Annotated in this window: 23 protein-coding genes; 11 read left to right on the top strand and 12 right to left on the bottom strand. The window is 66.0% G+C overall.

The features are described 5' to 3' along the window. Positions 1 to 57 precede the first annotated feature (57 nt). Positions 58 to 1482 (top strand): PhoH family protein, encoded by a 1425-nt coding sequence (locus tag IFT89_RS11540; protein ID WP_086473691.1) that lies wholly within the window; start codon positions 58 to 60, stop codon positions 1480 to 1482. 100 nt (positions 1483 to 1582) lie between these two features. Further along, complete coding sequence (locus IFT89_RS11535; RefSeq protein WP_202939032.1) at positions 1583 to 2164, top strand: prepilin peptidase; 582 nt, start codon at positions 1583 to 1585, stop codon at positions 2162 to 2164. 72 nt (positions 2165 to 2236) lie between these two features. Here IFT89_RS11535 and IFT89_RS11530 read toward each other — a convergent pair whose 3' ends face one another. From IFT89_RS11530 to xseA, 5 genes are all read right to left on the bottom strand, one after another. Continuing rightward, a complete protein-coding gene (locus tag IFT89_RS11530) occupies positions 2237 to 3640 on the bottom strand; it encodes a class II fumarate hydratase (protein ID WP_082455866.1) in 1404 nt (467 codons plus the stop codon). A 67-nt stretch (positions 3641 to 3707) separates the two neighbouring features. Further along, positions 3708 to 4349 (bottom strand): carbonic anhydrase, encoded by a 642-nt coding sequence (locus tag IFT89_RS11525; protein ID WP_064296442.1) that lies wholly within the window; start codon positions 4347 to 4349, stop codon positions 3708 to 3710. After that, positions 4346 to 5041 (bottom strand): DUF4245 domain-containing protein, encoded by a 696-nt coding sequence (locus IFT89_RS11520; RefSeq protein ID WP_167620449.1) that lies wholly within the window; start codon positions 5039 to 5041, stop codon positions 4346 to 4348. Before IFT89_RS11520 ends, IFT89_RS11525 begins: the two co-directional genes overlap by 4 nt. Then, positions 5038 to 5274 carry an exodeoxyribonuclease VII small subunit gene (locus IFT89_RS11515; protein ID WP_064296575.1) on the bottom strand — a complete coding sequence of 79 codons (237 nt, stop codon included), beginning with the start codon at positions 5272 to 5274 and terminating at the stop codon, positions 5038 to 5040. Before IFT89_RS11515 ends, IFT89_RS11520 begins: the two co-directional genes overlap by 4 nt. A gap of 9 nt (positions 5275 to 5283) precedes the next feature. Continuing rightward, a complete protein-coding gene (gene xseA, locus IFT89_RS11510; RefSeq protein ID WP_064296441.1) occupies positions 5284 to 6543 on the bottom strand; it encodes an exodeoxyribonuclease VII large subunit in 1260 nt (419 codons plus the stop codon). A 134-nt stretch (positions 6544 to 6677) separates the two neighbouring features. Between xseA and IFT89_RS11505 the strand changes: the two genes are divergently transcribed. Both IFT89_RS11505 and IFT89_RS11500 read left to right on the top strand, forming a co-directional pair. Further along, a complete protein-coding gene (locus IFT89_RS11505) occupies positions 6678 to 7709 on the top strand; it encodes a 4-hydroxy-3-methylbut-2-enyl diphosphate reductase (protein WP_071261248.1) in 1032 nt (343 codons plus the stop codon). Next, the gene (locus IFT89_RS11500) at positions 7706 to 8302 is read left to right on the top strand and encodes a DUF6264 family protein (RefSeq protein ID WP_202939031.1); all 597 of its coding nucleotides are present in this window, start codon (positions 7706 to 7708) and stop codon (positions 8300 to 8302) included. Before IFT89_RS11505 ends, IFT89_RS11500 begins: the two co-directional genes overlap by 4 nt. 62 nt (positions 8303 to 8364) lie before the next feature. Here the strand turns inward: IFT89_RS11500 and fbaA are convergent, their stop codons facing one another. Further along, a complete protein-coding gene (gene fbaA / locus IFT89_RS11495; protein ID WP_202939030.1) occupies positions 8365 to 9390 on the bottom strand; it encodes a class II fructose-bisphosphate aldolase in 1026 nt (341 codons plus the stop codon). 76 nt (positions 9391 to 9466) lie between these two features. Here fbaA and IFT89_RS11490 point away from each other — a divergent pair, with 76 nt between their 5' ends. Together IFT89_RS11490 and glpX are read left to right on the top strand one after the other, a co-directional pair. Next, positions 9467 to 10462 (top strand): fructose-bisphosphatase class II, encoded by a 996-nt coding sequence (locus IFT89_RS11490; RefSeq protein ID WP_202939029.1) that lies wholly within the window; start codon positions 9467 to 9469, stop codon positions 10460 to 10462. Between the two features lie 50 nt (positions 10463 to 10512). Continuing rightward, entirely contained in the window at positions 10513 to 11511 is a 999-nt protein-coding gene (glpX, locus tag IFT89_RS11485; protein WP_064296437.1) for a class II fructose-bisphosphatase, read from the top strand. A gap of 79 nt (positions 11512 to 11590) precedes the next feature. On the opposite strand, the gene rmuC is transcribed toward glpX, so the two are convergent. Together rmuC and IFT89_RS11475 are read right to left on the bottom strand one after the other, a co-directional pair. Beyond that, a complete protein-coding gene (gene rmuC / locus IFT89_RS11480; RefSeq protein WP_202939028.1) occupies positions 11591 to 12970 on the bottom strand; it encodes a DNA recombination protein RmuC in 1380 nt (459 codons plus the stop codon). A gap of 58 nt (positions 12971 to 13028) precedes the next feature. After that, complete coding sequence (locus IFT89_RS11475) at positions 13029 to 13610, bottom strand: exonuclease domain-containing protein (RefSeq protein ID WP_064296572.1); 582 nt, start codon at positions 13608 to 13610, stop codon at positions 13029 to 13031. A gap of 132 nt (positions 13611 to 13742) precedes the next feature. On the opposite strand from IFT89_RS11475, the gene ychF reads away from it, so the two are divergent. Next, on the top strand, positions 13743 to 14816 hold the full coding sequence (ychF, locus tag IFT89_RS11470; RefSeq protein ID WP_191940771.1) for a redox-regulated ATPase YchF: 1074 nt from the start codon (positions 13743 to 13745) through the stop codon (positions 14814 to 14816). A gap of 300 nt (positions 14817 to 15116) precedes the next feature. Here the strand turns inward: ychF and IFT89_RS20270 are convergent, their stop codons facing one another. Then, positions 15117 to 16004, bottom strand: a complete 888-nt coding sequence (locus IFT89_RS20270; RefSeq protein ID WP_244650704.1) for a transposase — start codon at positions 16002 to 16004, stop codon at positions 15117 to 15119. 121 nt (positions 16005 to 16125) lie between these two features. On the opposite strand from IFT89_RS20270, the gene IFT89_RS11460 reads away from it, so the two are divergent. From IFT89_RS11460 to IFT89_RS11445, 4 genes are all read left to right on the top strand, one after another. After that, the gene (locus IFT89_RS11460; RefSeq protein WP_202939027.1) at positions 16126 to 16341 is read left to right on the top strand and encodes a helix-turn-helix domain-containing protein; all 216 of its coding nucleotides are present in this window, start codon (positions 16126 to 16128) and stop codon (positions 16339 to 16341) included. A gap of 232 nt (positions 16342 to 16573) precedes the next feature. Then, positions 16574 to 18511, top strand: coding sequence for a type I restriction-modification system subunit M (locus IFT89_RS11455; RefSeq protein ID WP_307783497.1), 1938 nt, complete (start codon positions 16574 to 16576; stop codon positions 18509 to 18511). Next, entirely contained in the window at positions 18511 to 19857 is a 1347-nt protein-coding gene (locus tag IFT89_RS11450; RefSeq protein WP_202939025.1) for a restriction endonuclease subunit S, read from the top strand. The genes IFT89_RS11455 and IFT89_RS11450 overlap by 1 nt, the downstream gene beginning before the upstream one ends. A 2-nt stretch (positions 19858 to 19859) precedes the next feature. Then, the gene (locus tag IFT89_RS11445) at positions 19860 to 22793 is read left to right on the top strand and encodes a type I restriction endonuclease subunit R (RefSeq protein ID WP_202939024.1); all 2934 of its coding nucleotides are present in this window, start codon (positions 19860 to 19862) and stop codon (positions 22791 to 22793) included. A gap of 466 nt (positions 22794 to 23259) precedes the next feature. On the opposite strand, the gene IFT89_RS11440 is transcribed toward IFT89_RS11445, so the two are convergent. The 3 genes from IFT89_RS11440 to IFT89_RS11430 form a co-directional block, all read right to left on the bottom strand. Then, on the bottom strand, positions 23260 to 24894 hold the full coding sequence (locus IFT89_RS11440) for a DUF6119 family protein (protein WP_202939023.1): 1635 nt from the start codon (positions 24892 to 24894) through the stop codon (positions 23260 to 23262). Positions 24895 to 25379: 485 nt separating this feature from the next. Beyond that, on the bottom strand, positions 25380 to 25703 hold the full coding sequence (locus tag IFT89_RS11435) for a hypothetical protein (RefSeq protein ID WP_202939022.1): 324 nt from the start codon (positions 25701 to 25703) through the stop codon (positions 25380 to 25382). An 11-nt stretch (positions 25704 to 25714) separates the two neighbouring features. Then, positions 25715 to 25904, bottom strand: a 190-nt coding sequence (locus IFT89_RS11430; RefSeq protein ID WP_202939021.1) for a hypothetical protein, incomplete at its 5' end; no start/stop codon positions are given.

Below are 25904 nucleotides of genomic sequence, written 5' to 3'. Positions count from 1 at the left end.
ACAAGTTCGGCTCGAAACCCTGCAGGCGGCCGTTTCGCACAGTGATCCGAGCATCAGATGCTCGGGGTGGGAGTGGTTGTGGCCTCGCGAGAAATCCAGAACACGTCAGCCGGGACCGAGACGCGGGACGCGTCGACGAGACCGAGCCGGCGACCCGCCGACCACACGGCGAGCGGGGGAGATCAGGCGCAGGCCGAGATCACCTACGTGCTCGACACCTCCGTGCTGCTGTCGGACCCCAAGGCGCTCTTCCGGTTCGCCGAGCACGCCGTCGTCATCCCGGTCGTCGTCATCAGCGAGCTCGAGGGCAAGCGCAACGACCCCGAGATCGGCTACTTCGCACGTCAGGCACTCCGCATCCTCGACGAGCTCCGCATCGAGCACGAACGCCTCGACTTCCCGATCCCCGTCGGTGACGGCGGATCCCTGCGGGTCGAACTCAACCACTCGAGCATGGCCTCGCTGCCATCCGGTCTCCAGCTCGGCGACAACGACTCGCGCATCCTCGCGGTCGCGCTGAACCTGGCGAACGACGGCCTGACGGTCACGGTCGTGTCCAAGGACCTGCCACTGCGCGTCAAGGCGGCCTCTATCGGTCTGCAGGCGGAGGAGTACCGGGCGGAACTCGCGGTCGACTCCGGCTGGACGGGCATGTCCGAGATCACCCTCGGCTCCGAGGACATGAGCACGCTGTGGGAGCGCGAGGAGGGGACGACGCCGATCATCGAGGACCTGCCGATCAACACGGGCCTCGTGATCCACTCCGACCGGGGATCCGCACTCGGACGGGTCACGGGCAAGCGGAGCTACAAGCTCGTCCGCGGCGACCGCGACGTCTTCGGTCTGCACGGACGCTCGGCCGAGCAGCGGCTCGCGATCGACCTCCTGCTCGACCCCGAGATCGGGATCCTCTCGCTGGGAGGTCGAGCAGGGACGGGGAAGTCCGCGCTCGCCCTCTGCGCGGGTCTGGAGGCCGTCCTCGAGCGACAGGCGCACAAGAAGATCATGGTGTTCCGGCCGCTGTACGCGGTCGGCGGCCAGGAGCTCGGGTACCTGCCCGGCGACCAGGGCGAGAAGATGAACCCCTGGGGACAGGCGATCTTCGACACGCTCGGCGCGGTCGTCTCGCAGAACGTGCTCGACGAGGTGGTCGAACGGGGCATCCTCGAGGTGCTCCCGTTGACGCACATCCGCGGCCGGTCGCTCCACGACGCCTTCGTGATCGTCGATGAGGCCCAGTCGCTCGAGCGCAACGTCCTCCTCACGGTCCTCAGCCGGATCGGGCAGAACTCGCGGGTCGTCCTCACGCACGACGTCGCCCAGCGCGACAACCTGCGCGTCGGCCGACACGACGGCGTCGCCTCGGTGATCGAGACGCTCAAGGGGCACCCGCTGTTCGCGCACGTCACGCTGACGCGCTCGGAGCGCTCGGCCATCGCGGCACTCGTGACCGAGATGCTCGAGGGGAACGAACTGGCCTAGCGGCCGTCGGCGGAGCGGGCTCGCGAGGCTCGCTCCGCCGGCCCCGGCCGCCTGTGGAGAACGCCGAGGGCCGGCATGAGGATCCTCCTATCCTGACGGGATGCCCTCGCGACCGACCTCCACCGGCAGGCGGCTCCGCCCGCGTGTCGCCACCGCGGCGATGGCCGGCTCGACGCTGCTGCTCGTGGCCGTCACCGTTGCCCGGCTCGGCCCCGACCCGCGTCCGGTCGGCATCGTGCTCGTATGGCTCGCCTGCATCACGCCGCCGCTCGTGCGCATCGACGTCGCGGAGCGGCGGCTCCCGAACCGTCTCGTGCTGCCGGCGCTCGCCATCGCGGTGCCGCTCACGGCGGTCGATGCCGCAGTGCGTCAGGTGGCCCCGCTCGAACCGCTCCTGATGGGGTTCGCGGTCGGCGCCGTCCTGTACGTGTGCGCCGTCTTCGGCGGGCTGGGCATGGGGGACGTGAAGCTCGGCGCGCTGCTCGGCCTCGCGGTCGGCTGCTTCGGGACGTCCGCGGTACTGCTCTTCGCGGTGGTGTCGGTCTCCTCGGCCGGCCTCGCGGGTGTGGTCGTCGTGCTCCTCGCACGCTCACGTGGTGGCTCAGCCGGTTGGCGCACGCGCATCCCGTTCGGCCCGTTCCTGCTCCTCGGCTGCTGGAGCGCGATCGCCGCCTCGGCGTGACCACACGGACGGAGACGGCCCCGGAACCGCGAGGGTTCCGGGGCCGTTCTGTCGTTCGACGAGCTGGTCGACTCAGCCGGGGTGCGTCATCGAGAGCACGTCGAGCGCCGTGTCGAGCTGCTCCTCCGTGATCTCGCCACGTTCGACGAACCCGAGGTCGACGACGGCCTCGCGGACGGTGAGGCCCTTGGCGACGGAGTGCTTGGCGATCTTCGCCGCCGACTCGTAGCCGATGATCTTGTTCAGCGGAGTGACGATCGAGGGCGAGGAGCCGGCGAGTGCCGCAGCGCGGTCGAGGTTGGCCTCGAGGCCGTCGACGGTCTTGTCTGCGAGGACCCGGGTCGCGTTCGACAGGAGACGGATGCTCTCGAGGAGCGCCGTGCCCATGACCGGGATCGCCACGTTGAGCTCGAAGGAGCCCGAGGCGCCGGCCCAGGCGATGGTCGCGTCGTTGCCGATGACCCGGGCGCCGACCATCAGGACGGCCTCCGGGATCACGGGGTTCACCTTGCCGGGCATGATCGAGGACCCCGGCTGGAGGTCGGGGATGTGCAGCTCGCCGAGACCGGTGTTCGGGCCCGAGCCCATCCAGCGGAGGTCGTTGCAGATCTTGGTGAGGCTCACCGCGATGACCCGGAGGGCTCCCGAGGCGTCGACGAGTCCGTCGCGTGCGCCCTGAGCCTCGAAGTGGTCCTGGGCCTCGGTGATGGGCAGCTCGGTCTCCTGCGCGAGCAGCTCGATGACGAGCTGGGGGAAGCCCTTCGGCGTGTTAATGCCGGTGCCCGTCGCGGTTCCGCCGAGCGGGACCTCCGCGACGCGGGGGAGCGCCGTGCGCACGCGCTCGATGCCGAGACGCATCTGGCGGGCGTAGCCACCGAACTCCTGGCCGAGGGTGACCGGCGTGGCGTCCATGAGGTGCGTCCGGCCCGGCTTCACCGCGGTCTTCCACAGCTCGGCCTTGCGCTCGAGCGACACGGCCAGGTGGTCGAGGGCCGGGATGAGGTCGTCGATGAGGGCGCTCGTGACCGCGATGTGCACCGAGGTCGGGAAGACGTCGTTGGAGGACTGCGAGGCGTTGACGTGGTCGTTGGGGTGCACCGGGCTGCCGAGGCGCGCGCTCGCGAGCGTCGCCAGGACCTCGTTCATGTTCATGTTCGACGAGGTGCCGCTGCCGGTCTGGTAGGTGTCGACCGGGAACTGCGCGTCGTGCGCGCCGGTGATGACCTCGTCGGCTGCAGCGGCGATCGCGTCGGCGACACCCTGGTCGAGGACGCCGAGCTTGGCGTTCGCGAGTGCCGCGGACTTCTTGATCCGGGCCAGCGAGGCGATCTGCGCCGACTCGAGCCCGCTGCCCGAGATCGGGAAGTTCTCGACGGCCCGCTGCGTCTGCGCACCGTAGAGCGCGTTGGCGGGGACCCGCACCTCGCCCATGGTGTCGTGTTCGATGCGGTACTCGGTTGCTGAGGTGTCTACCACGCTGTTCGTTCTCCTTCGTGCGATTGCGGTGGTGCTGCGCTCGACCGGTCGGTGAGCGGAGTGGAGGTCATTCGGGGACGGTGACGTCGCCGATCACGATGTCGGCGACGGCGGTGCCCTCGAGGAGCTTGTAGTTCGCGCCGATGATGGCGACCGTCCCGGCCGCCACGGCGTCGCTGATGAGCTCGGAGCGCGAGACGACCTCCATGACGGTGCGGCGGAGGTGGCGTCGTCCGACCTCGGAGGTGTCGACGGAGGCTGCGTCGATCGGTGCAGGGCCGGCGACCGCACTCACGGCGGGGACGATCTGCTGGATCAGCTGGTCGATGTACGGGGGGAGCGGCGTTGCGTCCTCGATCTGCGAGTCGATGGCCGCGCGGACGGCGCCGCACTCGTCGTGCGCGAGCACGAGGATGAGCGGGACCTGCAGGACGCCGACGGCGTACTCCAGGGTGCCGAGCACCGAGTCGGAGACGATCTGGCCGGCGTTGCGGACGACGAAGAGGTCGCCGAGTCCCTTGTCGAAGATGATCTCGGCCGCGAGGCGGGAGTCGGAGCAGCCGAAGATGACCGCCTCCGGGGCCTGGGAGTGCGCGAGCGTGGCGCGGCGTTCGACGTCCTGGCGGGGGTGGGCGGGCTGACCGGCGACGAACCGCGCGTTGCCGCGCTGCATCTCGCGCCAGACGGCACCGGGGCGCTTCTGGGTCATTCTGAGTCCGTTTCTGCAGGGGCGCCCGACGGGGCGTCGAGGTTGGCGGTGACCCCGGTGCGCACGGAGCGTGCGACATCGAGGACGTACTCGGGCTTCGCCGTGCCGAACACGGCGATCGTGCTCCGACCGGCGACGGTCGACAGGGCGTACGCGACGTTACCGTCGTCGGAGCCGCTGCCGTTCGCGTATTCGACCCACTCGACGCCGTCGATGGTGACGGTTCCGGTGGGCCGGGCTTCGTCGAGCTCGGCGAGGAGCCAGGTGTCGTTGGCGTCCACGCCTTGGACGAGGCCGACGAACTCGTCGTCGGGGGAGATGAGCCCGACGTTCCAGGAGCGGATGTCGGGCGTGCCGGCGACCGGTGAGGCTGCGGTGCGGACGTCGGCGTAGTTGCTGCCCCAGTCGTCGCCGAGCTCTGGGGTGAGGAGCGGGACGGGGAGGTCGGGCTGCGCCTGACCGGCGAGCTGCGCGTAGTCGACGGTCGGGCGTTCCGGGGCCTCACCTCGGGGCACGGCGAGCACGATCACGACCACGAGGCCGACCGTGGCCAGGAGCGACAGGACGAGGTTGTTGACGGTCTTGCGCGAGCGGTAGAGGCGGGAGTTCTCCGCCTTGCGGTCGGCGGTCTCCTGCGGCGTCTCGGGGCGGCCGAGTTCGGCAACGACGCGCGGCGGCTTGGTGTCCTTCACCGCGATGCGTCCGGAGTGCCGGATCCGAGCTGGGCGGCGCGAGCCGCGTCCAGCCGTGCCTTCGCGCCGATCAGCCACTCCTCGCAGCGCTGGGCGAGCTGTTCGCCGCGCTCCCAGAGCCGGAGGGAGTCCTCGAGCGACGCCGAGCCCTGCTCCAGCTCGGACACGACACGCACGAGCTCGTCGCGTGCCTGCTCATAGCTGAGCTCCTGGACATCGGAGGGGGTTGGCATGCTTCTATCCTATTCGTCGTCGGTCCGGGCGGCAGCCGTGGCCGGGCCGGTACTGGAGGCGCCGATCGCGCCGGAGGCGAGGGTGACCAGGAGCTCCGTCCCGGCGGGGGCGTCGCCCTCCGCACGGATGACCGCGCCACCCGGGACGCCGGCCTCCGGGTCCGCTCGCTGGACGATGGCGTAGCCGCGGTCGAGCGTGCGCTGCGGCGACAGGGCGCGGAGGTGCGCGCGGAGTTCCGTCACCTCGCGCTGGGAGCGCTCGACGGCGCGGTCGATGAGCTCGGCACCCCTCGCGACCGTGCGGGTCAGCTCGTCCGCCCGTGAGTCGACGATCCATGACGGGTCTGCGAGCGCGGGACGGGTGCGGAGCGTCGCGAGTCGGTCGATCTCGTGACCGAGCAACGAGGTCACCCGGGAGGACAACCGGACGCGGGCCTGCTGCACGCGAGCGAACTCCTCCGCGACGTCGGGGACGACCCGCTTGGCGGCGTCCGTCGGCGTGGAGGCGCGGAGGTCGGCGACGTCGTCGAGCAGCGGGCGGTCCGCCTCGTGGCCGATGGCGCTCACGAGGGGCGTGGTGCAGGCGGCCGCGGCTCGGACCACGCGTTCGTCGCTGAACCCGAGGAGGTTCTGGAAGTCGCCACCACCACGCGCGACGATGATGACGTCGACCTCGGGGTCGGCGTCGAGCGTCTGCAAGGCGCTCACGACGTCGCCAGGGGTGCGGTCGCCCTGGACGGCGGCGTGGACGACGCGGAACCGGACCGACGGCCAGCGCAGCTCAGCGTTGCGCAGGACGTCCTTCTCGGCGTCGGAGTCCTTGCCGGTGACGAGCCCGATGCACTGCGGGAGGAACGGCAGTGGGCGCTTGCGGGATGCGTCGAAGAGCCCCTCCTCGGCGAGCTGCCGACGGAGTCGTTCGAGTCGCTCGAGGAGGTCGCCGATGCCGACGTGCTTCATCGCCATGACCTGCATGGTGAGCGTGCCGCCCTTGAGCCAGTAGTTCGGTTTGACCAACGCGACCACGTGGTCGCCCTGCTTGAGGTCGGCGGGGATCTTCGCGCGGACTGACGACCAGATGGTGAACCCGACCGTCGCATCGATCTCGAGGTCTTTGAGCTTGCCGTAGACGTTGCCGCCCGAGGCGCCCCACTGCGTGATCTCGCCCTCGACCCAGACCGTGCCGAGGCGGTCGATGTAGTCGCGGAGCTTCGTGCCGAGGAGCGCGACCGGCCAGGGGGCTTCCATGGTGGCCGGTGCATCGCTCATCCCTCCAGCCTAGCCGCGAGCACCGACGGCGCGGGGTCGCGGATCACCCGGCCGTTCACGGCCGACTCCCGAGCGCTGCCGCGTAGAATCCACACGTGACCGATCTCCGCGACGCCCCAGCCATCGGCCTCGGCATGCCGAGGCTCCGACGCATCGCCGGACGCCTCGCAGACCTCCCCGTCGCCGGCGAGAAGCGCGTCCTGCTCGCCGCCCCTCGTGGCTACTGCGCCGGCGTGGACCGCGCGGTCGTCGCCGTCGAGAAGGCCCTCGAGCACTATGGCGCACCGGTGTACGTCCGGAAGCAGATCGTCCACAACGTGCACGTCGTCGATCAGCTCGAGGCCCAGGGCGCGGTGTTCGTGGAAGAGGTCGACGAGGTGCCGTCCGGCGCGCACATCGTCTTCAGTGCGCATGGTGTCTCGCCAGCCGTGGTCGACGCCGCCGCCGACCGCGGGCTGCTCGCGATCGACGCCACCTGCCCGCTCGTCACCAAGGTCCACCGCGAGGCCGTCCGCTTCGCCCGCGACGACTACGAGATCCTGCTCATCGGACACGAGGGGCACGAGGAGGTCGAGGGGACGGCCGGTGAAGCGCCCGACCACGTCACGCTCGTGACGAGCCCCGAAGCCGTCGACGACCTCGTCGTCGCCGACCCCGACAAGGTCGTGTGGCTCTCGCAGACCACGCTGTCGGTGGACGAGACCATGGAGACGGTCCGCCGCCTGCGCGAGCGGTTCCCGAAGCTCCAGGATCCGCCGAGCGACGACATCTGCTACGCGACCCAGAACCGCCAGGTGGCCATCAAGAAGGTCGCCCAGGACGCAGACCTCGTGATCGTGGTCGGGTCGGCGAACTCGTCGAACTCGGTGCGCCTCGTGGAGGTGGCGCTCGAATACGGCGCGAAGGCCGCCTACCGCGTCGACTACGCGCACGAGATCCAGCAGGCCTGGCTTGACGGCGTCGTCACGGTCGGTGTCACCAGCGGCGCCTCCGTGCCGGAGGTCCTCGTCGACGAGGTCCTCGAAGAACTCTCCGGAGCCGGCTACGGCGCGGTGCAGGAAGTCAAGACGGCCGAGGAGGACCTCATGTTCTCCCTGCCGAAGGAGCTGCGCAAAGACCTTGCCGGCACGACCGATCCGCGCGCCCTGGGAGGGCGTCGACCATGAGCGAATCCCGCCCCCGTCCGCAGTTCGGTGAGTACGCGTCCCCCGAGGAGCAGCGTGCCCGGATCGCCGAGCCCATCGACGAACAGCGGGCGGAGGAGCTCGGCATCGCACCGGTCGTCCCCGTCGAACGGCAACCGCGGCAGCAGCAGGAGCCGACCCTCCGCGAGCAGACGCGTGAGCAGGGGGCGGTGCAGCCGGGCGCTCCGACCGTGGCCGCCAGACGACCCGTCGCGGGTGACCGCATCGCGACGTCGATCCTGCTCGGACTCGGCCTCGTCGGCCTGATCGTGACCATGCCGGGCCTGCTCGACCTCCCCGGCCTGATTCGGCCCGCACTCGTGCAGATGGGTGTCTCGGGGTACTCCTCGGACGGTCTCGCGAGCGCCATGGGCATCCTGGCGCTCGGTCTCCAGATCGCCCTGTGGGTGGGCGCCATCATCCTGTCGAGCCGGTCGCTCCGCGCGGGTCGACTGACCTTCTGGATCCCGCTCGTCGCCGGCGTCGCGGCGAACCTGGTCGTGGTGATCTGTCTCGCCGTGGCCATGGGTGCCGACCCGGCGTTCATGGAGTACGTCCGCTCGCAGCAGCCGTAGTCGTCCACGCACGAAGAACGGGCCCGGCAGCGATGCCGGGCCCGTGCTGTACGTGCAGGTGACTAGGAGGTGCTGGTGCCGTACGAGCCGAGCTGCTTCGTCGACTCCAGGACGCGAGCGGCCATCGCCGACTCGGCGACCTTGCCCCAGGCGCGGGGGTCGTAGACCTTCTTGTTGCCGACCTCGCCGTCGAGCTTCAGCACGCCCTCGTAGTTCGACAGCATGTAGCCGGCGATCGAGCGCGTGAACGCGTACTGCGTGTCGGTGTCGATGTTCATCTTGACGACACCGTTCGCGACGGCCTCGGCGATCTCGGCGTCGGTGGAACCGGACCCGCCGTGGAAGACGAGGTCGAGCGGCTTGGGGCCGTGGCCGTACTTGGCGGCGAGGCCGTCCTGGATGGTCTTCAACAGCTCGGGCTGGAGCTTGACGTTGCCGGGCTTGTAGACCCCGTGCACGTTGCCGAAGGTGAGGGCGGCCATGTAGCGACCCTGCTCGCCGAGGCCGAGCGCCTCGACGGTCGCGATGGCGTCGTCGAGGGTGGTGTACAGGTGCTCGTTGATGTCGTGGCTGACGCCGTCCTCTTCGCCGCCGACGACGCCGATCTCGACCTCGAGGATCGCGTTGATGGCCTTCGTGCGCTTGAGCATCTCGGTCGCGATCTCGAGGTTCTCCGTGAGCGGGACCGCCGAGCCGTCCCACATGTGGGACTGGAAGATCGGGTTGCGACCGGCCTTCACCTCTTCCTCGGAGGCGGCGATGAGCGGCATGACGAAGCCGTCGAGCGCGTCCTTCGGGCAGTGGTCGGTGTGGAGCGCGACGGTGACCGGATAGTTCTTGGCGACCTCGGTCGCGAACTTCGCGAAGGCGATCGCGCCGGCGGCACGGTTCTTCACGGTGTGGCCGGCGAAGTAGTCGGCGCCGCCCGTGGTGACCTGGATGATGCCGTCGGAACCGGCCTCGGTGAGGCCCTGGAGGACGGAGTTGATGGTCTGGCTGCTCGAGACGTTGAACGCCGGGTACGCGAACCCGTTCGACTTCGCCTTGTCGAGCATCGCTGCGTACTGTTCCGGGGTGGCGACGGGCATGTCTTCTCCTTGCGTGGGGACGATTCGCCTTGAAGTCTAGTGACTCGGGCTCCGAGGCATACGGCACGATGGGGACATGATCGAGCGCACTCCGGACACCGACCTCCTCGACGGCTTCCTCGACGCCACGAGGGCCGCGGCTGCCGCCGTCGCGGGTCTCGTCGGAGGTGGAGACGGCATGCGCATCGACGGGGTCGCCGTCGATGCGCTCCGCCGGGCGCTCGAATCGCTCCCGGTCGACGGGCGCGTCGTCGTGGGGGAGGGCGAGAAGGACCAGGCGCCCATGCTGTTCGTCGGGGAGCGTTTCGGCACGGGTGCTGGGCCGGCGATCGACCTCGCCGTCGACCCCGTGGACGGCACGAAGCTCGCGGCCACGGGCAAGCCGGATTCCGTCGCCGTGATCGCCATCGCCCCGCGCGGTGCGATGTTCGACATCGGCCCGGCGTACTACCTCGAGAAGCTCGTCGCTGCCGGCGGGGGACGCGAGTTGTCGCTGGCCGACCCGATCGCGGTGACCCTCGACCGGCTCGCGGCCCGGCTGGGGCGGCCGGTCGAGCAGCTGCGGGTCGCGGTCCAGGACCGTCCTCGGAACGCGGCGACCGCCCAGGCCGTGACCGCCGCCGGTGCCGAGCTCGTGAGCTTCATGGACGGCGACGTCGCCCTGTCCCTGCGGGCCGCGGCCGCCGACGGCGACCTCGATCTGCTCCTCGGTGTGGGCGGGGCCCCGGAGGGCATCCTCACGGCTGCCGCGGTCCGGGCCCTCGGCGGCTGGATGACGGCGCGCTTCGCACCGCAGTCGCCGGAGGAACGTGCGCGGCTCGTTGAGGCCGGGACCGATCTCGATCGCGAGGTCCCGCTCGACGAACTCTGCCGCGATGACGCCTGGCTGCTGCTCAGTGCCGTCACGTCGACCGCGCTCGCCGCCGGAGCCGAACTCGCCGGAGTCCGGGTCGAAGCGGACGGCGGTGTCATGGTCGAGTCCGTCGTCGTCGGTCCCGGGAGCCCGCTGACGAGGTCACGGAAGCGCCTCGATCGAGACGCACCCAGCGGCCTTCCCAGCCCGGTTCGATAGGCTGAAACCCTCATCCACCGAAGCGTCGTGTCCCACGAGGCGAGCGATCCATGGAGGATCCAGTGACCCAGCCTGAAACCGGCTCCCACTATCTGCAGCCCGACCGCAACCTCGCCATGGAGCTCGTGAGAGCGACGGAGGCCGCCGCGATCCGGGCGGCGCCGTTCATCGGGCGAGGCGACAAGAACGCCGCCGACGGCGCAGCGGTCGACGCCATGCGCGCCTTCCTCGGCACCGTCAACTTCGACGGCGTGGTCGTCATCGGCGAGGGCGAGAAGGATGAAGCGCCCATGCTGTTCAACGGCGAGCATGTCGGCAACGGCCGCGGCCCGTCCTGCGACATCGCCGTCGACCCGATCGACGGCACGAGCCTCACCGCCGCAGGCCGCCAGAACGCCCTCTCCGTCATCGCCGTGTCCGACCGCGGCAGCATGTTCGACCCGTCCGCGGTGTTCTACATGGACAAGATCGTCACCGGCGCCGACGGCATCGGTGTCGTCGACATCAGCCAGTCCATCGGCGACAACATCCGCGAGCTCGCGAAGGCCAAGGGCAAGCAGCCCGAGGACATCCGCGTCGCCGTCCTCGACCGACCGCGCCACGCGCAGCTCATCGAGGAGATCCGCGCGGCGGGTGCCGGGACGCGTCTGCTGCTCGACGGCGACGTCGCGGGTGGCATCAACGCCGCGCGCTACGACTCGCGGATCGACATGTGCGTCGGCATCGGCGGCACGCCTGAGGGCATCATCACCGCGTGTGCGGTGAAGGCGCTCGGCGGGCTCATCCAGGGCAAGCTCATGCCGAAGGACGACGCCGAGCGTGAGCGTGCGCTCGCGGCCGGTCACGACCTCGACCGCGTCCTCGGCGCGAACGACCTCGTCCGAGGCGACAACACGTACTTCGTCGCGACGGGCGTCACCCACGGTGAACTCGTCGACGGTGTGCAGCGCAAGGGGCCGATCATCCGCACCGAGAGCCTCGTGCTGCGGTCGCGTTCCGGCACCATCCGTCGCGTCGAGGCGGACCACCTCGCTGCGAAGTGGCTGTAGCCGTTCCTCCAGCAGAGCGAAGCGCCCGGTTCCACCTCATGGTGGTGCCGGGCGCTTCGTCGTGCGGTGCTCGTGCCGGTCAGTCCTGCAGCCGGTGCGCGAGTCGCGCCTCGAGCTCGCTCGGCTCGCTATCGGACGGCTCCGGCGAGGGCTGCGCCTCCGGTGCGGTGAGGCGCTTCGGTGAGGCGTCGCTCTGGCTCACCTGACCGATGACCGTCGCCTCGTCGAGGCCGTCGAGCTTGCGCGCCGTGACGAGCACGCGGGTCTCGAACGACGAGGCGAACTGGTTGTAGTTGGTGACCGTGCTCTCGATGGACCGGCGCAGGCGGTCGGCGTGGTCCGACAGCGTCGAGAGCCGCTGGTAGAGCTCCTTGCCGAGGTCGAACAGTCGCTTCGCGTCCTCGGTGAGGACGTCCTGCTGCCAGGTGAACGCGACCGTCTTGAGGACCGCCCACAGGTTGACGGGGGAGGCGAGGGCGACCCGTTTGCCGAAGGCGTAGTCGAGCAGGCTCGCGTCGGCCTCGAGTGCTGCGGCGAGGAGTGACTCGCTCGGGATGAAGCAGATCACGAACTCCGGGCTCGACTCGAGGCCGCGCCAGTAGCCCTTCGCCGCAAGGGCGTCGACGTGCGACCGCACGGCCTTCACGTGCTGCGCGAGGAGGGCGGTACGTCGTGCGGCTTCCTCGCCTGTCGCCGTGACGGGGATGGTGCTGGCTTCGAGGTACTGCGCGAACGGCACCTTCGCGTCGACCGCGATCGACTTGCCGCCGGGGAGTCGCACGACCATGTCGGGTCGGCCGATGCCGTTGTCGGACGTGATGCTCGACTGCAGGTCGAAGTCGACGCGCTGCGTGAGGCCCGCGGCTTCCACGACGTTCCGGAGCTGGGTCTCGCCCCAGACGCCGCGGGTGGCGTTGTTGCGGAGCGCCGAGGCGAGCGACTCCGTCGTCGACCGCAGGCGTTCCTCGGACTCCGAAGCGGTCTTCAGCTGCTGGGCCAGCTCACCGTGCTGGCGGCTGCGCTGCTGCTCGAGTTCCGCGACCTTCGCCTGCATGTGCTCGAGGCTGTGCTGCACGGGCGCGAGGGCCTGCAGGACCTGGCTCTCCTCGTGTTCCTGGCGCGATCGTCGTTCGGCGTCGGCGCGATGGCGCTCGGCGAGCTCGCGGTACTGCTCGCGCTGAGCGTTCAGCTCGCGTCCGAGCCCGTCGGCCGTGGCGTCGAGCGCGGCGAGTTCGGCGCGCAGCGCGGCGCGGAGTTCGGCCTCCTGCGCGGACGCGTCGGCGAGGAGCTGTGCCTGCTGACCGCGGAGGTCGGCGAGCTGGGCGGTGTGCCTGGCCTCGAGGAGCGCCGGGTCGACCGACCCCGCACCGGTGCGCCGCTGCAGCAGGAGGACAGCCACGGCTGCGCCGATGACGAGTCCGATGAGGAGGCCGATCCCGAGGGCGAGTGCGCTGTCCATGCCCTCAGTGTGTCGCGGGCCGCCGACATCGCTCGGAGGCCGCGCGGCGACCGCGCGCTCAGGCGGCGACGGCTGTCCCGATCCGGCCGATCTTCACGCTCGTGAGCTGCGCGAGTTCGGCGATCGAGGATGCTCCATGGCGGGCGGCGGCGTGGATGATGATGTGCGCGGAGGCCTCGGCGTCGCCGGTGGCGTCGTGGTGCTGGAAGTCGTCGAACCCGGCGGCGAGGGCCGCCACGGGGAGCCGGTAGGAGTCGAGCTGATACGTCTTGCGGGCGACGTTGAGGCTGCACAGGTAGCTGAGGTCGGGGCAGTCGAGGCCGGTGGCGGCGCAGCCACCCCGGATGACGCCCATGTCGAAGCCGGCGTTGTGGGCGACGAGGGCGTCACCCTGGGCGAAGTCGAGGAGGGTGTCGAGCTGGTCCGCCCAACCCGGCGCCCCGAGGACGTCGGTCGCGACGATCCCGTGGATGCGGGTGTTCCACTCGAGGAACGCGTCGTGTCCGGCAGGGGGCTGGATGAGCCAGCCCGCGCGGTCGACGACGATGCCGTCGCGGACCCTGACGAGGCCCACGCTGCAGGCGGAGGCGGATGACGAGTTCGCGGTCTCGAAGTCGATGGCGGTGAAATCCAGTGGCACGTCCTCACCCTCGCACCAGCGTCCGACACCGCTCGGGTGGCACGCCGCATGCCGCTCGATCGACGGTGCCGATCCGTGCCCGGAGGGGAGACGCGACCCACGGGGACGCGCGGCCAAGTACGATAGACCCTCGTGGCTCTTACTCTCGGCATCGTCGGCCTGCCCAACGTCGGCAAGTCCACCCTGTTCAACGCGCTCACGCGCAACAACGTGCTCGCAGCGAACTATCCGTTCGCGACGATCGAGCCGAACGTCGGCGTGGTCGAACTGCCCGATGCCCGGCTCAGCAAGCTCGCGGAGATCTTCGGCAGCGAGCGCATCCTGCCCGCCGCGGTGTCCTTCGTCGACATCGCCGGCATCGTCAAGGGCGCGAGCGAGGGGGAGGGGCTCGGCAACAAGTTCCTCGCGAACATCCGCGAGGCCGACGCCATCGCGCAGGTCGTCCGCGGCTTCGCAGACCCCGACGTCGTGCACGTCGACGGCGACGTGAACCCGGCGTCCGACATGGAGACCATCAACACCGAGCTCATCCTCGCCGACCTCGAGACGCTCGAGAAGGCGATCACCCGGTTCGAGAAGGAGGTCAAGGGCAAGAAGCTCGACCCCTCCGTCCTCACGGCGGCGAAGGAGGCGCAGGACGCGCTGAACGACGGCACCCCGCTCTCGGCGACGAAGATCGACCTCGCGCCCATCAAGGAGCTCGGTCTCCTCACGGCCAAGCCGTTCATCTACGTGTTCAACGTCGACGAGGACGTCCTCCAGGACCAGGCGAAGCTCGACGAGCTGGCAGCCCTCGTGGCGCCGGCGAAGGCCGTCTTCCTCGACGCCAAGCTCGAGTCGGAGCTCGTCGACCTCGACGAGGACGACGCCCGCGAGATGCTTGAGTCGACCGGCCAGACCGAGTCCGGCCTCGACCAGCTCGCACGCATCGGCTTCGCGACGCTCGGTCTCCAGACCTACCTCACGGCGGGGCCGAAGGAGTCGCGTGCGTGGACGATCCCGCAGGGTGCCAAGGCGCCCCAGGCGGCCGGCGTCATCCACACGGACTTCGAGAAGGGCTTCATCAAGGCCGAGGTCATCTCGTTCGACGACCTCGTCGAGACCGGCTCCGTCGCCGAGGCCCGCTCCAAGGGCAAGGCCCGCATGGAGGGCAAGGACTACGTCATGCAGGACGGCGACGTCGTTGAATTCAGGTTCAATGTCTAAAAAAGGGCGTCTGACCAGGGATTTTACCCTCTCGCCCTCTGATTGGGCTCGGCGGACGAGTTCCGATCTACCTTCAGGTGCTAAGCGTTTTCCCCGCTGACCTGGGACTTTGATCGGCCCCTGCGGAGCTTCCGCCGGGGCCGATTCTCGTTTCCGCAGTGCGGTAGCGTCCCTGATAGGCAGTCTCGGCTGGCCGGTTCCGGGGTGAGTTCGAGTCGTTCGACGCGCGATCTCTCGGGCGGTGTGCTGACTCAAAAATCAGTCTGACTCAAAAGTCGGATGTCCCAACAGTGCCGCGGTTCACCGGGGCAGGTCTCGTTTCGCCAGAGTGCGAGTGATCTCGTCCCACTGGGAGCTCGCGACCAATTGGCGGTGCCGGCGCAAGGCGGTCTGCCATGACCCGAACTCTGCTGGGAGCTCGCGCCACGTGATGCCGGTGCGTGTCTTGAAAAGCGCCGCGTCGACGATCGTGCGTATGTCAGTACGTGGCCGCCCGCGGCGAGGGCCTTCTTCTGTGTGAACGATGTGCTTGATCCAGCTCCATTGCTCATCTGTGAGTCGTTGATAGCCGGGCTGGAGGCTCTCGATGTCTCTGCCGTCGTCACCATCCTTTGCCTGGTCATCGATTCGCACGGCTTTGACCACGCCGCGGATGACGGCGCATTCGGTGCATTGGACGGTCGGTTCAACGTAGCGGGGGGAGTGCGCGGCCAAGGTCTCGACGTGCTGGCAGGTCAGTTCCACTCGCCAGGTGGCGCTGCGGTCGATGTGCAATGAGGGTGGGTGTAGGAGCTGTCGGAGCTCATCGCGTTGAGCCGGTGAAAGTGGCGGGAATGGGCAGCACAGGTGGCAGTGCTCCACCCTGTTGTTCTCGAGACGCCAGACACCCATGCTGCATGCCGCGTGCTCGGCGCGGAACTGGGCATTGTCGGCGTCGATCAGTGCAAGGCCCTCTTCATCAGTACCCAGGGCTGGCTCACCGAGAAGGGCGCGCCCACATGCGCGGCAGGGTTTGCCGGCTGCATAGGCTTCATACGGAAGCTGGAGGTCGTCGCCTGCCCGCTCCCTCCGCTTCGCCTCGTCTGCTTGGGCCCACGATTCCGAGAGCAGCGCCCTACTCCGTGGTGTGTGCAGGACGCGGGGGAGAGCTGTCGAGCTCCCGTCGGGGATCTGCTGCGATTCGAACATCGTCACGCTCTCCTTCGAGGTCAGATGCGGCTCAGTGCGAGTCGCGCGCGGCCCTGCCTCGACCGCTACCGGAAGCGATAACTTCCTGGAAGTCATGACTACCAGACCTGAGGCTGGTTGTGTGACAGAACCGCTGAAGAAGGTGCTCGGAGCGCAGGTGCGCGATCTGCGCCTTGCGCGCCATCTGTCGCAGGAGGGCCTCGCTGAGGAGCTCGGTGTGTCGACTCGGTATCTTGCCGGTATCGAGCGTGGAGAGCGCAACCTCACCCTGGATTCGGTGGATGCCCTCGCTGAACAGCTCGGCGTCGAGGCGCAGTCACTGGTCGTCCGTCGATGACGGCCGGTACATGAGTTGCTCTGGCACAGCGGACGAGGTGGGCGTCGCTCGGAGCCTGGCCGAGCAGACAAGACTTTGCACGAGCTGAGAGAATGTCAGTGGTGCCGTCTACCTTCAGTGTTGGTTGGGCGGCATCGCCTGTACCAGTCTCATCGCCCCGCCGCTCGGCAGGATGCCTAGTCACAAGTGAAGGATCCCCGTGCCACACAGCTCCATCAACCACTCTCGAATCGTGGCGCTCATCTGGAACATCGCTGACGATGTGCTCCGCGACCTCTATGTCCGAGGCAAGTACCGTGACGTGATCCTTCCCTTCACGGTCCTGCGTCGCCTGGACAGCGTCCTTGGCCCGACGCAGGAAGCCGTGATGGCGATGAAGAAGATGCTGGACGAGGCTGGCGTCGCCGACCAGGATGCACCGCTGCGGGATGCGGCCAAGCAGGACTTCTACAACACGTCTGGTTTCTCGCTGCAGGACTTGCGCCACGTGTCGAACTCGACGCGCCTGCGGCAGAACTTCGAGGCGTACTTGGACGGGTTCTCGCCCAACGTGCAGGAGATCATCGACAATTTCGAGTTCCGCAACCAGCTACCCCGGTTGACGAAGGCTGACGCGCTCGGTGCATTGATCGAGAAGTTCCTCGCGCCGGATCTCGATCTCTCCCCGGCCGGGATGGACAACCATGGGATGGGCACGGTATTCGAAGAGCTTGTGCGCCGCTTCAACGAGGAGAACAACGAAGAGGCCGGCGAGCACTGGACGCCGCGCGATGCTGTCCGACTCATGACCCGACTGATGTTTGAACCGATCGCTGACGCGATCCCGTCGGGCACGTACCGCCTCTACGACGGCGCTATGGGCACCGGCGGCATGCTGACCGTCGCTGAGGAGACGCTGCATCACCTCACGGAATCGTCTGGCAAGAAGGTTTCGACCCACTTGTACGGGCAGGAGATCAACGCCGAGACGTATGCGATCGCGAAGGCCGACCTGATCCTCAAAGGCGATGGCAAGGCTGCAGACAACATCGTCGGTGGCCCGGAGTACTCGACCCTCTCCAACGATGCGTTCGCGGGCCAAGAGTTCGACTTCATGCTCTCGAACCCGCCGTACGGCAAGAGCTGGAAGACCGACCAGGATCGCCTCGGAGGCGCGAAGAAGATCATCGACCCTCGATTCATCGTGACTCACGATGGCGACAGCGAGTACTCGCTTGTCACGCGCAGCAGCGACGGGCAGCTGATGTTCCTCGCAAACCTGATCTCGAAGATGAAGCAGGAAACCGATCGCGGCTCCCGGATCGCGTCGGTGCACAACGGGTCGTCGCTCTTCACGGGCGACGCCGGCCAGGGCGAGAGCAACATCCGTCGGTGGATCATCGAGAACGACTGGCTCGAGGCAATCGTCGCATTGCCGCTCAAGATGTTCTACAACACCGGCATCGCCACCTATGTTTGGGTGCTCTCCAACCGCAAGGAAGAGCGCCGCAAAGGCAAGGTTCAGCTCATCGATGCCACAGGCTGGTCGACACCACTGCGCAAGAACCTCGGTGAGAAAGGCGTGGAAGTCAGTGCGTCCGACGCCGACAAGGTGCTCGAGGCCTTCACCGCATTCGACCAGTACGACGACACCGATCGCTCCAAGGTGTTCGACGGGGTCGACTTCGGCTACAAGAAGATCACCGTCGAGCGACCGCTGCGCATCGTCGGCGCGGACCCGAACCGCGTGTACACCACGAAAGAGATCAAGCAGCTCAAGGAAGACGGGATGCGCGACGAGAGCGGGCCACCGGTCATCAAAAGAGCGCTCCCGTATGCGGCGAAGCCTGACCCACTGTACGGACGATATGAGGCGGTCATCGGTGGTCGCACCCGCGTTGTCGAGTACGAGCCTGACACCGAGCTCCGCGACACCGAGCAGGTGCCGTTGACCGAGCCAGCTGGTGACCACGCAGATGGGATCGAAGCGTTCTTCCGACGTGAGGTGACGCCCTTTGCTCCGGATGCCTGGATCGATGGGTCGAAAACGAAGATCGGCTACGAGATTTCCTTCACGCGCCACTTCTACAAGCCCGCCCCGTCGCGCACGCTGGCCGAGATTCAGGCAGACATCCGTGCACTCGAAGCCGAAACCGACGATCTTATCGCCGAGATCGCGGGTGAGGACTGATGTTTCGTGGTCTCCCCCGGCATGACGGGTACGCGGCGAACAACAGTCCGTGGCTAGGTGAGCTGCCTGCGCATTGGACGACCGAGCGCACCAAGTCGCTCTTGATTGAACGAGTCGAAAAGGGGTATCCCGACGAGGCACTACTTGCAGCAACACAGAGTCACGGAGTCATCAGAAAGTCCGACTATGGCACTAGGACCGTCACTGCGTCGAAAGACCTTCATCTGCTGAAGCTGGTCGATATCGGCGACTTTGTGATCAGTCTGCGCTCGTTTCAGGGAGGAATTGAGCGCTGCTATCACCGAGGAATCATTTCTCCCGCGTATACCGTGCTGACGGCCAGATCCGCTGTATATCGCGACTATCTGACCTTCCTTTTCAAATCGAAGCCTTTCATTAGCTCACTCACACTCGCGGTGACTGGCATAAGGGAGGGCCAGAACATTGACTACTCGATGCTGGCTGTCGATCTGCTTCCCGTGCCGCCAGTGGAGGAGCAGGCAGCGATCGTAAAGTACCTCACCCACGCGAACGCCCGAATCGACAAGGCCATCGCCGCCAAACGCCGCCTCATTGCCCTACTGCGGGAACAGCGGGTGCAACGTCGACACGAGCTCATACTGAAGGGCTTGGAGCCATCGGTGCGGTTTCGGGAGTCGGGGATCAAATGGATTGGTGATTTCCCGGAACACTGGAAGATCGTTCGCGTAAAACAGTTGACTCAGAATCTCGACTCTCGTCGGATTCCTCTCGACACAGTCGAAAGAGGAAAAATGTCGTCTCGTATTTACGACTACTACGGCGCTTCGGGCGTTATCGACAAAGTCGAGGACTACATCTTCGATGAGACTCTGGTTCTCCTGGCAGAAGACGGGGCGAATCTCGTGCTTCGAAATTTGCCATTAGTGTTACGAGTAGACGGCAAATTCTGGGTGAACAACCATGCACACGTACTCCGAGTAGTGAGTGCAGATGTGGATTACCTCGTTCAGCGGCTCGAGCTGTTGGATTATCGGCCGTGGATCACTGGTGCCGCTCAGCCGAAGCTCACCGGAGATCGGTTGATGTCGATCCCGATCTCGATGCCACCATTGGATGAACAGAGATCGATCATGGAGCAACTCTCGACAGAATTCGCCGAAATTGATACCGCGCGTGAGCGGCTAAGTGCAGAAATCGAGCTCCTCCAGGAGTTCCGCACCAGGCTCGTCGCGGACGTGGTGACGGGCCAGGTCGACGTCCGTGCCATCGCAGCGACGCTGCCGGACGCACCCGAGTCGTTCGACAACACGGTCTCAGCAACCGATGATGATCTTGAGGAAGCACTGAGCGAAGGCGAGGAGTGAGCATGCAGCGACTCAACGAGGAGAGCTTGGAATCGCTCATCGTCACTCAGATGAGCGAGGGCGGCTGGACCGCGGGGGCCCCCGGAGACTACGTCGCTTCCTACGCGATCGATCTGGAGCACTTCGCTGCGTTCATCGAGTCAACCCAGCCCGATCTCGTCGACTCGCTCAGGCTCGCATCGGAGACTCCCACGCGTCACAAGTTCCTCGCTCGGCTCCAGGGTGAGATCACGCGGCGGGGTGTCGTCCACGTCTTGCGAAACGGCATCGACCATCTCGGTCTGCACGTCGACCTGTACTACCCGACGCCTGCAGCTGGGAACCCGAAGGCTGCTGAGCATTTCGCCGCGAACCGGTTCGTCGTCACGCGGCAGGTGCATCACAGCGTCAGTAACCCGGGGGATGCCGTCGACCTTGTGGCGTTCGTCAACGGTCTGCCCATCTTTACGTTCGAATTGAAGAACAACATCACGAACCAAACGGTCGAAGACGCCGTTCAGCAGTACCAGCGAGACCGCGACCCTCGTGAGCCGCTGTTCGCGTTCGGCCGGACGATCGCGCACTTCGCCCTGGATGATCAGCGCGCACGATTTTGCACCGATCTCAAGGGTGTTTCATCGTGGTTCCTGCCGTTCGATCAAGGATTCAACGATGGTGCGGGTAACCCGCCGAATCCCGATGGAGTTATGACGGACTACCTGTGGCGGCGAGTGCTCGCACCGCAGAGCCTCGCCGGGATCATCGAGAACTATGCGCAGATCGTGGTTGAAAAGAGCCAGAAAACTGGCAAGAAGGTCTCCAAGGCGATCTTCCCTCGGTATCACCAGCTCGATGTCGTGCGCCAACTCCTGTCCGATGTCGAGGCGAACGGTGCTGGTCGCCGCTATCTCATTCAACATTCGGCTGGCAGCGGCAAGTCAAACTCGATTGCCTGGCTGACTCACCAGCTCACCGAGGCCACACACGACGGCAAGATCGCCTTCGACTCGATCATCGTCGTCACCGACCGCATCATCCTCGACAGCCAGCTCACACAGACCATCAAGTCGTTCCTGCAGGTGGGTTCGACTGTGGTCCATGCCGACCGATCCGGAGATCTACGCCGCGCGATCACCGCAGGCAAGAAGATCATCGTCACTACGGTGCAGAAGTTCCCGTACATCCTGGATGACATCGGTGCGGACCACCGTGACCGCACATTTGCCATCGTTATCGACGAGGCGCACTCGTCCCAGGGGTCGAAGACTTCCGCGGCCGTCTCTCGTGCGCTTGCAGGTGTCGAAGCCGATGAGGAAGACACCGTCGAGGACCGGATCAACCGGATCATCGAGGGCAAGAAGCTGTTGACGAACGCGAGCTACTTCGCCTTCACCGCGACGCCGAAGAACAAGACGCTCGAGATGTTCGGCGAACCGGTGCCCAACGGCGAAGGAGGCACGAGCTTCCGACCATTCCACTCATACACGATGAAGCAGGCGATCCAGGAGGGCTTCATCGTCGATGTTCTCTCCAACTACACACCGGTCGGCAGCTACTACAAGCTGATGAAGACTGTGGAGGACGATCCCGAGTTCGATGCGAAGCGCGCCTCGAAGAAGCTGCGCGCATATGTCGAGGGCAACGAGCACGCCATTGCTCAGAAGACCGACATCATGATCGAGCACTTTCTTGCTCAGGTGGTCGCGAAGCGGAAGATCGACGGCCAAGCGCGGGCAATGGTCGTAACTTCGTCGATCGCACGGTGCATCGAGTACTTCCATGCGATTCGTGACGCGCTAGCTGCACGCAAGAGCCCGTACAAGGCGGTCGTCGCCTTCTCTGGTGAGCACGAGTACAAAGGGCTGAAAGTCACCGAGGCGAGCTTGAATGGCTTCCCCTCCAACGCGATCGCCGAACAGGTAAAAACCGACCCTAATCGAATTCTCGTCGTCGCGAACAAGTTCCAGACCGGTTACGACGAGCCACTGCTGCACACGATGTACGTGGACAAGGCGTTGTCGGGTGTACTGGCGGTGCAGACGTTGTCACGGCTCAACCGGGCACATCCGGCGAAGCATGACACCTTCGTCCTCGACTTCGCCAACGATGCTGCGGAGATCCAACGCGCGTTTGAACCGTACTACCGCACGACCGTGCTAGCTGAAGAGACGGACGCCAACAAGCTGCATGACCTGGTCAACGACCTCGACGCATTCGGGATCTACACACCCGAGCAAGTCGAAGAGTTTGTCAGCCGGTACCTGGCGGGGGAGAGGCGCGACCAGCTTGACCCGCTGCTGGACACCAGCGTCGCTGAGTACATCGAACTCCCCGACGAAGATGACCAGGTGAAGTTCAAGGGCGATGCCAAAGCTTTCCTTCGCACGTACAACTTCCTCTCCACCGTCCTGCCCTACGGCAGCACTGAGTGGGAGAAGCGATCGATCTTCCTTGACCACCTCGTGCCCAAGCTGCCGGCTCCCAAGGAAGAGGATCTCTCCGCCGGAATCCTCGAGAACATCGACCTGGAGTCGTATCGCGCTGAGAAGCTCAGTGCGATGAAGATCGTGCTCGATGACGAAGACGGGACTCTTGCACCGATCCCGGGCGCCGGCGGAGGACACCTCTCGGATCCGGAGCTCGAGAGGCTCTCGGCGATCGTAAGAAGCTTCAACGATCATTTCGGCAACATCGAGTGGAATGATGCCGATCGTGTCGAGCGGTTCATCACCGAGGAGATTCCGAGGCTCGTGTCGGAGGACGAGGCCTACAAGAACGCGCAGGCCAACGACGATCCGGTAAACGCCCGCGTCGAGAGCGACCGTGCACTCAGCCAGGTCATGCTACGTCTCATCTCAGATGACACTCAGCTCTTCAAGGAGTTCCAGGACAACAGCAGCTTCAAGCAGTGGCTTGCCAACGCAGTATTCAACGCGACCTACCGGAAGAGTGCTTGAGCGCTACCGCGTCGAAAGGGCTCTTCGCAGATGAAGGTGTAGCAGCGGAGCGTGGTGCGGGCGCGTTGGTGCCGACGGCCCCGGCGGCGCATGAGTGGGATCATGGACTCATGGCTACTGATGACACCGAGAGTGCCCCGAAGGTCATCCGCTGTGAGCACTGGTCTGAGGAGCTTGGTCGCTTCGGCGGCTGGCACCACCACGAGGGGCCTCACGCGTGCGACTGGCGGAACCACGATGGCGAGTGTCCGTACTGGTTCAGCGTTGGCGGTAGGCCGAACCTTGAATCTCAGTAGAGGGAGTCGTGTGGCCATGGCAAGCGGTTCAGTGTCGTCTGCTGGCTCTCCTCGAGACTCCCATTAGCCATGTCGTAGCCGCGAGCCTTGTCTGAGACCTTGAATCGGCCTGGCTTGCCGTTGATTCGTTAGCTTGTCCGACCGTCCAACTTCTGGGCAGGCATCCGCCGTTATTGATCCAAAGCTGGCGGCGGGCCGATAGTCGCCACGCGAACCCTCACATCAAGGTAGCGGAGCGCGTCGTACTGTTTGACCAGGTTCACCTTCGTGAAGGTGAACAGGGTGTCGACCGTGATCGGATCTTCCTTGCCGATCGCGAGGATCACTTCTTTGAGCTCGGCCTTGTCGACCACTCCCTTGCTCTCCTCAGCAATGCGTTTCGTCCATGCATTGCGTGCACTCTCATCTCGTGCGAGGGCGTCAGTAGACACAAGTCCTTGCGCGAGAAGGTGGCTGAGGTCAGCCGACTGCCGCCCGCGCTTCACATGGATCAGGGTGCCCGGAGCGACGAACACGTCGCAGGGTTCGATCCCGCCACGCGAATGAAGCGGAGTTGTGATCAGCTTCCTGTCCAAGCAGTACCCCGACAGGGCCTCGGCGGCGTGCTTGTTGTAGGCATCCTCGTACTCCTCACCCCACGGAGGCATGGTTACTGAGGCAGGCTCAGACAGAATCTCACGAACGCGGTCGTCGATTCGGGCAAGGTACTGGTCATCCATCCGGTACCAGTTTCCATCGTGCAGACAGAATCGTTGGCCGTCTTCCTCGACCTCGAATGCGAGCCACCGCCGCAGTGGCACAGGCGTGGAAACAAGCGTATGGACCTGGGGATCTGCCTCGCTATGCAGCTCGATCTTCACGGATTTCAGACGGTCGAGGATCGCCTCTCTTGGTGTATCAGCGAGCCACTCGATCACGTCGCTCGTGTCGGGCGCTTGGTCAAAGACCCGCCGTTTGCGATCCCCCAAGCCGGTGACTTTTACGCTCATCATCGGGCCGTAGGCATCAAGACGCTCGTGCGGCCAGGACACCCCGAGGCGCTTGCCCGCATCTGACTTCAAGGCGTCAACGAGCTTCTCGTCGAGCGCAGGTACTAGGCTGTCCTTGGCCTTGAGCGCGACGAGTTGCTCAAGGCTCTCCAAGCCTGTTCGGACGGGCTGACGCAACAGATCATCGAGAACCTTGAGGTCTGCGAGCAAAGGTCCTGCTGACTTTGCGAGTGGTGCTTTCAGAGAGTCCGCCGCGCTCAGCTGCACGACCTTGTCTCCAACACTGAGGTCACTGATCCGCGCCTTTGCCTCAATCCTGCTGACGACCTCGCCGTAGCCGTCTACTCCGAGATCACGAATCGTGCTTCCGTTCGGCATCGAACTCCGATCCACACGAGCTCTGTGGTCCAAGATGGTCTTCGTCAGCGACTTGATTTCCGAGGGAAGCGCAGACCGCGCTACGATGCGCGAGCCGAAGCCGAAGTCAATCTGCTCCGAATCCAAGAAGTGGAACCCGGTGCCCCAGGTAATGGCCCAGATTACGTCTCCAGTGTCCTGGAGCAATAGGGCAGCGCCGGGGGAGCGGTTCTTGAGGTCAACGGTTTGGCCGGTGAGGAGCTTCAGATCCGCCGACCACTTGGCCTTGGTCGTGATGGAGCCGGAAACAAGGCGCGCGGGTCGATCTTCTACCTGGAGGTCGGTGACGTTGAAGTTGTCATCTGTCTCTCGCCGAGACTCGGTCAGTGCTGTCTCAAACGTGCTTCCGTCAAGCATCCTGTAGAGCGTTGTCCGCTTCGTCGCAACAATCTGCACCATAGCTCTTGGTAGCACGGGTTGTGTTGCCGTAGGTGCTGGCCGCGCGAGTCGAGACCCATAAGTTATTCGTCGGTCATGGAGGATTGCCGAGCAGTCCCGAGCGTTATGCGACTCTGGCTGCTCTTGGCGCTGTGTCAGCGAGACGCCTGACGCGCGTACTTGGCCAAAGGACCCAGGGGAGCGGCGCGAGCTCCCCGGCCCGTCCGATCCAGCGTCCATCAGTCCTCGGGATGACCTCAACGAGCCCCGGATGTTAATCTGGTCTCTGGTGCTCCAACTGGCGCAGGTCTCCCTCTGCGTAGTTACTCCTCGCACTAAAGACCCAGGTCAGACTGCATTTGTTGGCCAGGGAACAGCCTTAGCGCCAAAGGTTCCGAAAGCATCGGAACTCGGTGGAGTTCCGCTTCAACGTCTAGCCCGTCGAAAGCGCACGTCGCGTCGTCGACCAGCCCCAACGTCGACGGAATGAGCGCTCTCGGTCGTGGCTACCGCTTCCGCCGCTGTTCCGCGATCCACGTGTGATCGGCGATCGCGGCTGAGACGGCTTCGCGATACTGCGCGCCGTCTGCACTGCGGTACAGATCCCTGCTGAAGAACGGCGACTCACTCCGGTAGGGCGCACTGTTGTGGATGCGTCCGGCGAGGTCGGACAGGACATCGTGGTCGCCCGCGAGGTAGGCGGCGAGCTCGGTGTCGTTCAGCCGGATGAGCGCGGAATCGTCGATGAGGGCGCTGTAGGTGTACCTCGCGTCGAGGTAGAGCGAACCCTCCTGCTCGACGAGGAACCACATTCCTGGTTCATGGTCCACGTAGCGCACCGTCACCACCAGCGCTTGGCGCGGGGGACCAGGCCCGCGAGGGTTGTGAGCCCGGCGAACGCGCTGACCACCCCGAGGAAGCCCACGGGGGTGTCGCGGAGCGGGCCGATGACGAGCAGGGCGCCGAGGCCGAGCGCTGCCACGCCGAAGCCGGTGCGCCAGCGTCGCCCGACCTTCGCCGATGGGCGGCGG

The organism is Plantibacter sp. CFBP 13570 (assembly GCF_014841395.1).
GTDB lineage: Bacteria > Actinomycetota > Actinomycetes > Actinomycetales > Microbacteriaceae > Plantibacter > Plantibacter auratus.
Note: the sequence above shows the minus strand (reverse complement) of the source record. Positions and strands in the feature narration are given on the sequence as shown.

What these genes read in the sequence shown, in the direction of transcription:
- IFT89_RS11540 (WP_086473691.1), top strand. Translation starts at nt 58, where the DNA reads ATGCTCGGGGTGGGAGTGGTTGTGGCCTCGCGAGAAATCCAGAACACG.
- IFT89_RS11535 (WP_202939032.1), top strand. Translation starts at nt 1,583, where the DNA reads ATGCCCTCGCGACCGACCTCCACCGGCAGGCGGCTCCGCCCGCGTGTC.
- IFT89_RS11525 (WP_064296442.1), bottom strand. Translation starts at nt 4,349, where the DNA reads ATGACCCAGAAGCGCCCCGGTGCCGTCTGGCGCGAGATGCAGCGCGGC.
- IFT89_RS11515 (WP_064296575.1), bottom strand. Translation starts at nt 5,274, where the DNA reads ATGCCAACCCCCTCCGATGTCCAGGAGCTCAGCTATGAGCAGGCACGC.
- xseA (WP_064296441.1), bottom strand. Translation starts at nt 6,543, where the DNA reads ATGAGCGATGCACCGGCCACCATGGAAGCCCCCTGGCCGGTCGCGCTC.
- IFT89_RS11505 (WP_071261248.1), top strand. Translation starts at nt 6,678, where the DNA reads ATGCCGAGGCTCCGACGCATCGCCGGACGCCTCGCAGACCTCCCCGTC.
- IFT89_RS11500 (WP_202939031.1), top strand. Translation starts at nt 7,706, where the DNA reads ATGAGCGAATCCCGCCCCCGTCCGCAGTTCGGTGAGTACGCGTCCCCC.
- fbaA (WP_202939030.1), bottom strand. Translation starts at nt 9,390, where the DNA reads ATGCCCGTCGCCACCCCGGAACAGTACGCAGCGATGCTCGACAAGGCG.
- IFT89_RS11490 (WP_202939029.1), top strand. Translation starts at nt 9,467, where the DNA reads ATGATCGAGCGCACTCCGGACACCGACCTCCTCGACGGCTTCCTCGAC.
- glpX (WP_064296437.1), top strand. Translation starts at nt 10,513, where the DNA reads ATGGAGGATCCAGTGACCCAGCCTGAAACCGGCTCCCACTATCTGCAG.
- rmuC (WP_202939028.1), bottom strand. Translation starts at nt 12,970, where the DNA reads ATGGACAGCGCACTCGCCCTCGGGATCGGCCTCCTCATCGGACTCGTC.
- IFT89_RS20270 (WP_244650704.1), bottom strand. Translation starts at nt 16,004, where the DNA reads ATGTTCGAATCGCAGCAGATCCCCGACGGGAGCTCGACAGCTCTCCCC.
- IFT89_RS11450 (WP_202939025.1), top strand. Translation starts at nt 18,511, where the DNA reads ATGTTTCGTGGTCTCCCCCGGCATGACGGGTACGCGGCGAACAACAGT.
- IFT89_RS11445 (WP_202939024.1), top strand. Translation starts at nt 19,860, where the DNA reads ATGCAGCGACTCAACGAGGAGAGCTTGGAATCGCTCATCGTCACTCAG.
- IFT89_RS11440 (WP_202939023.1), bottom strand. Translation starts at nt 24,894, where the DNA reads ATGGTGCAGATTGTTGCGACGAAGCGGACAACGCTCTACAGGATGCTT.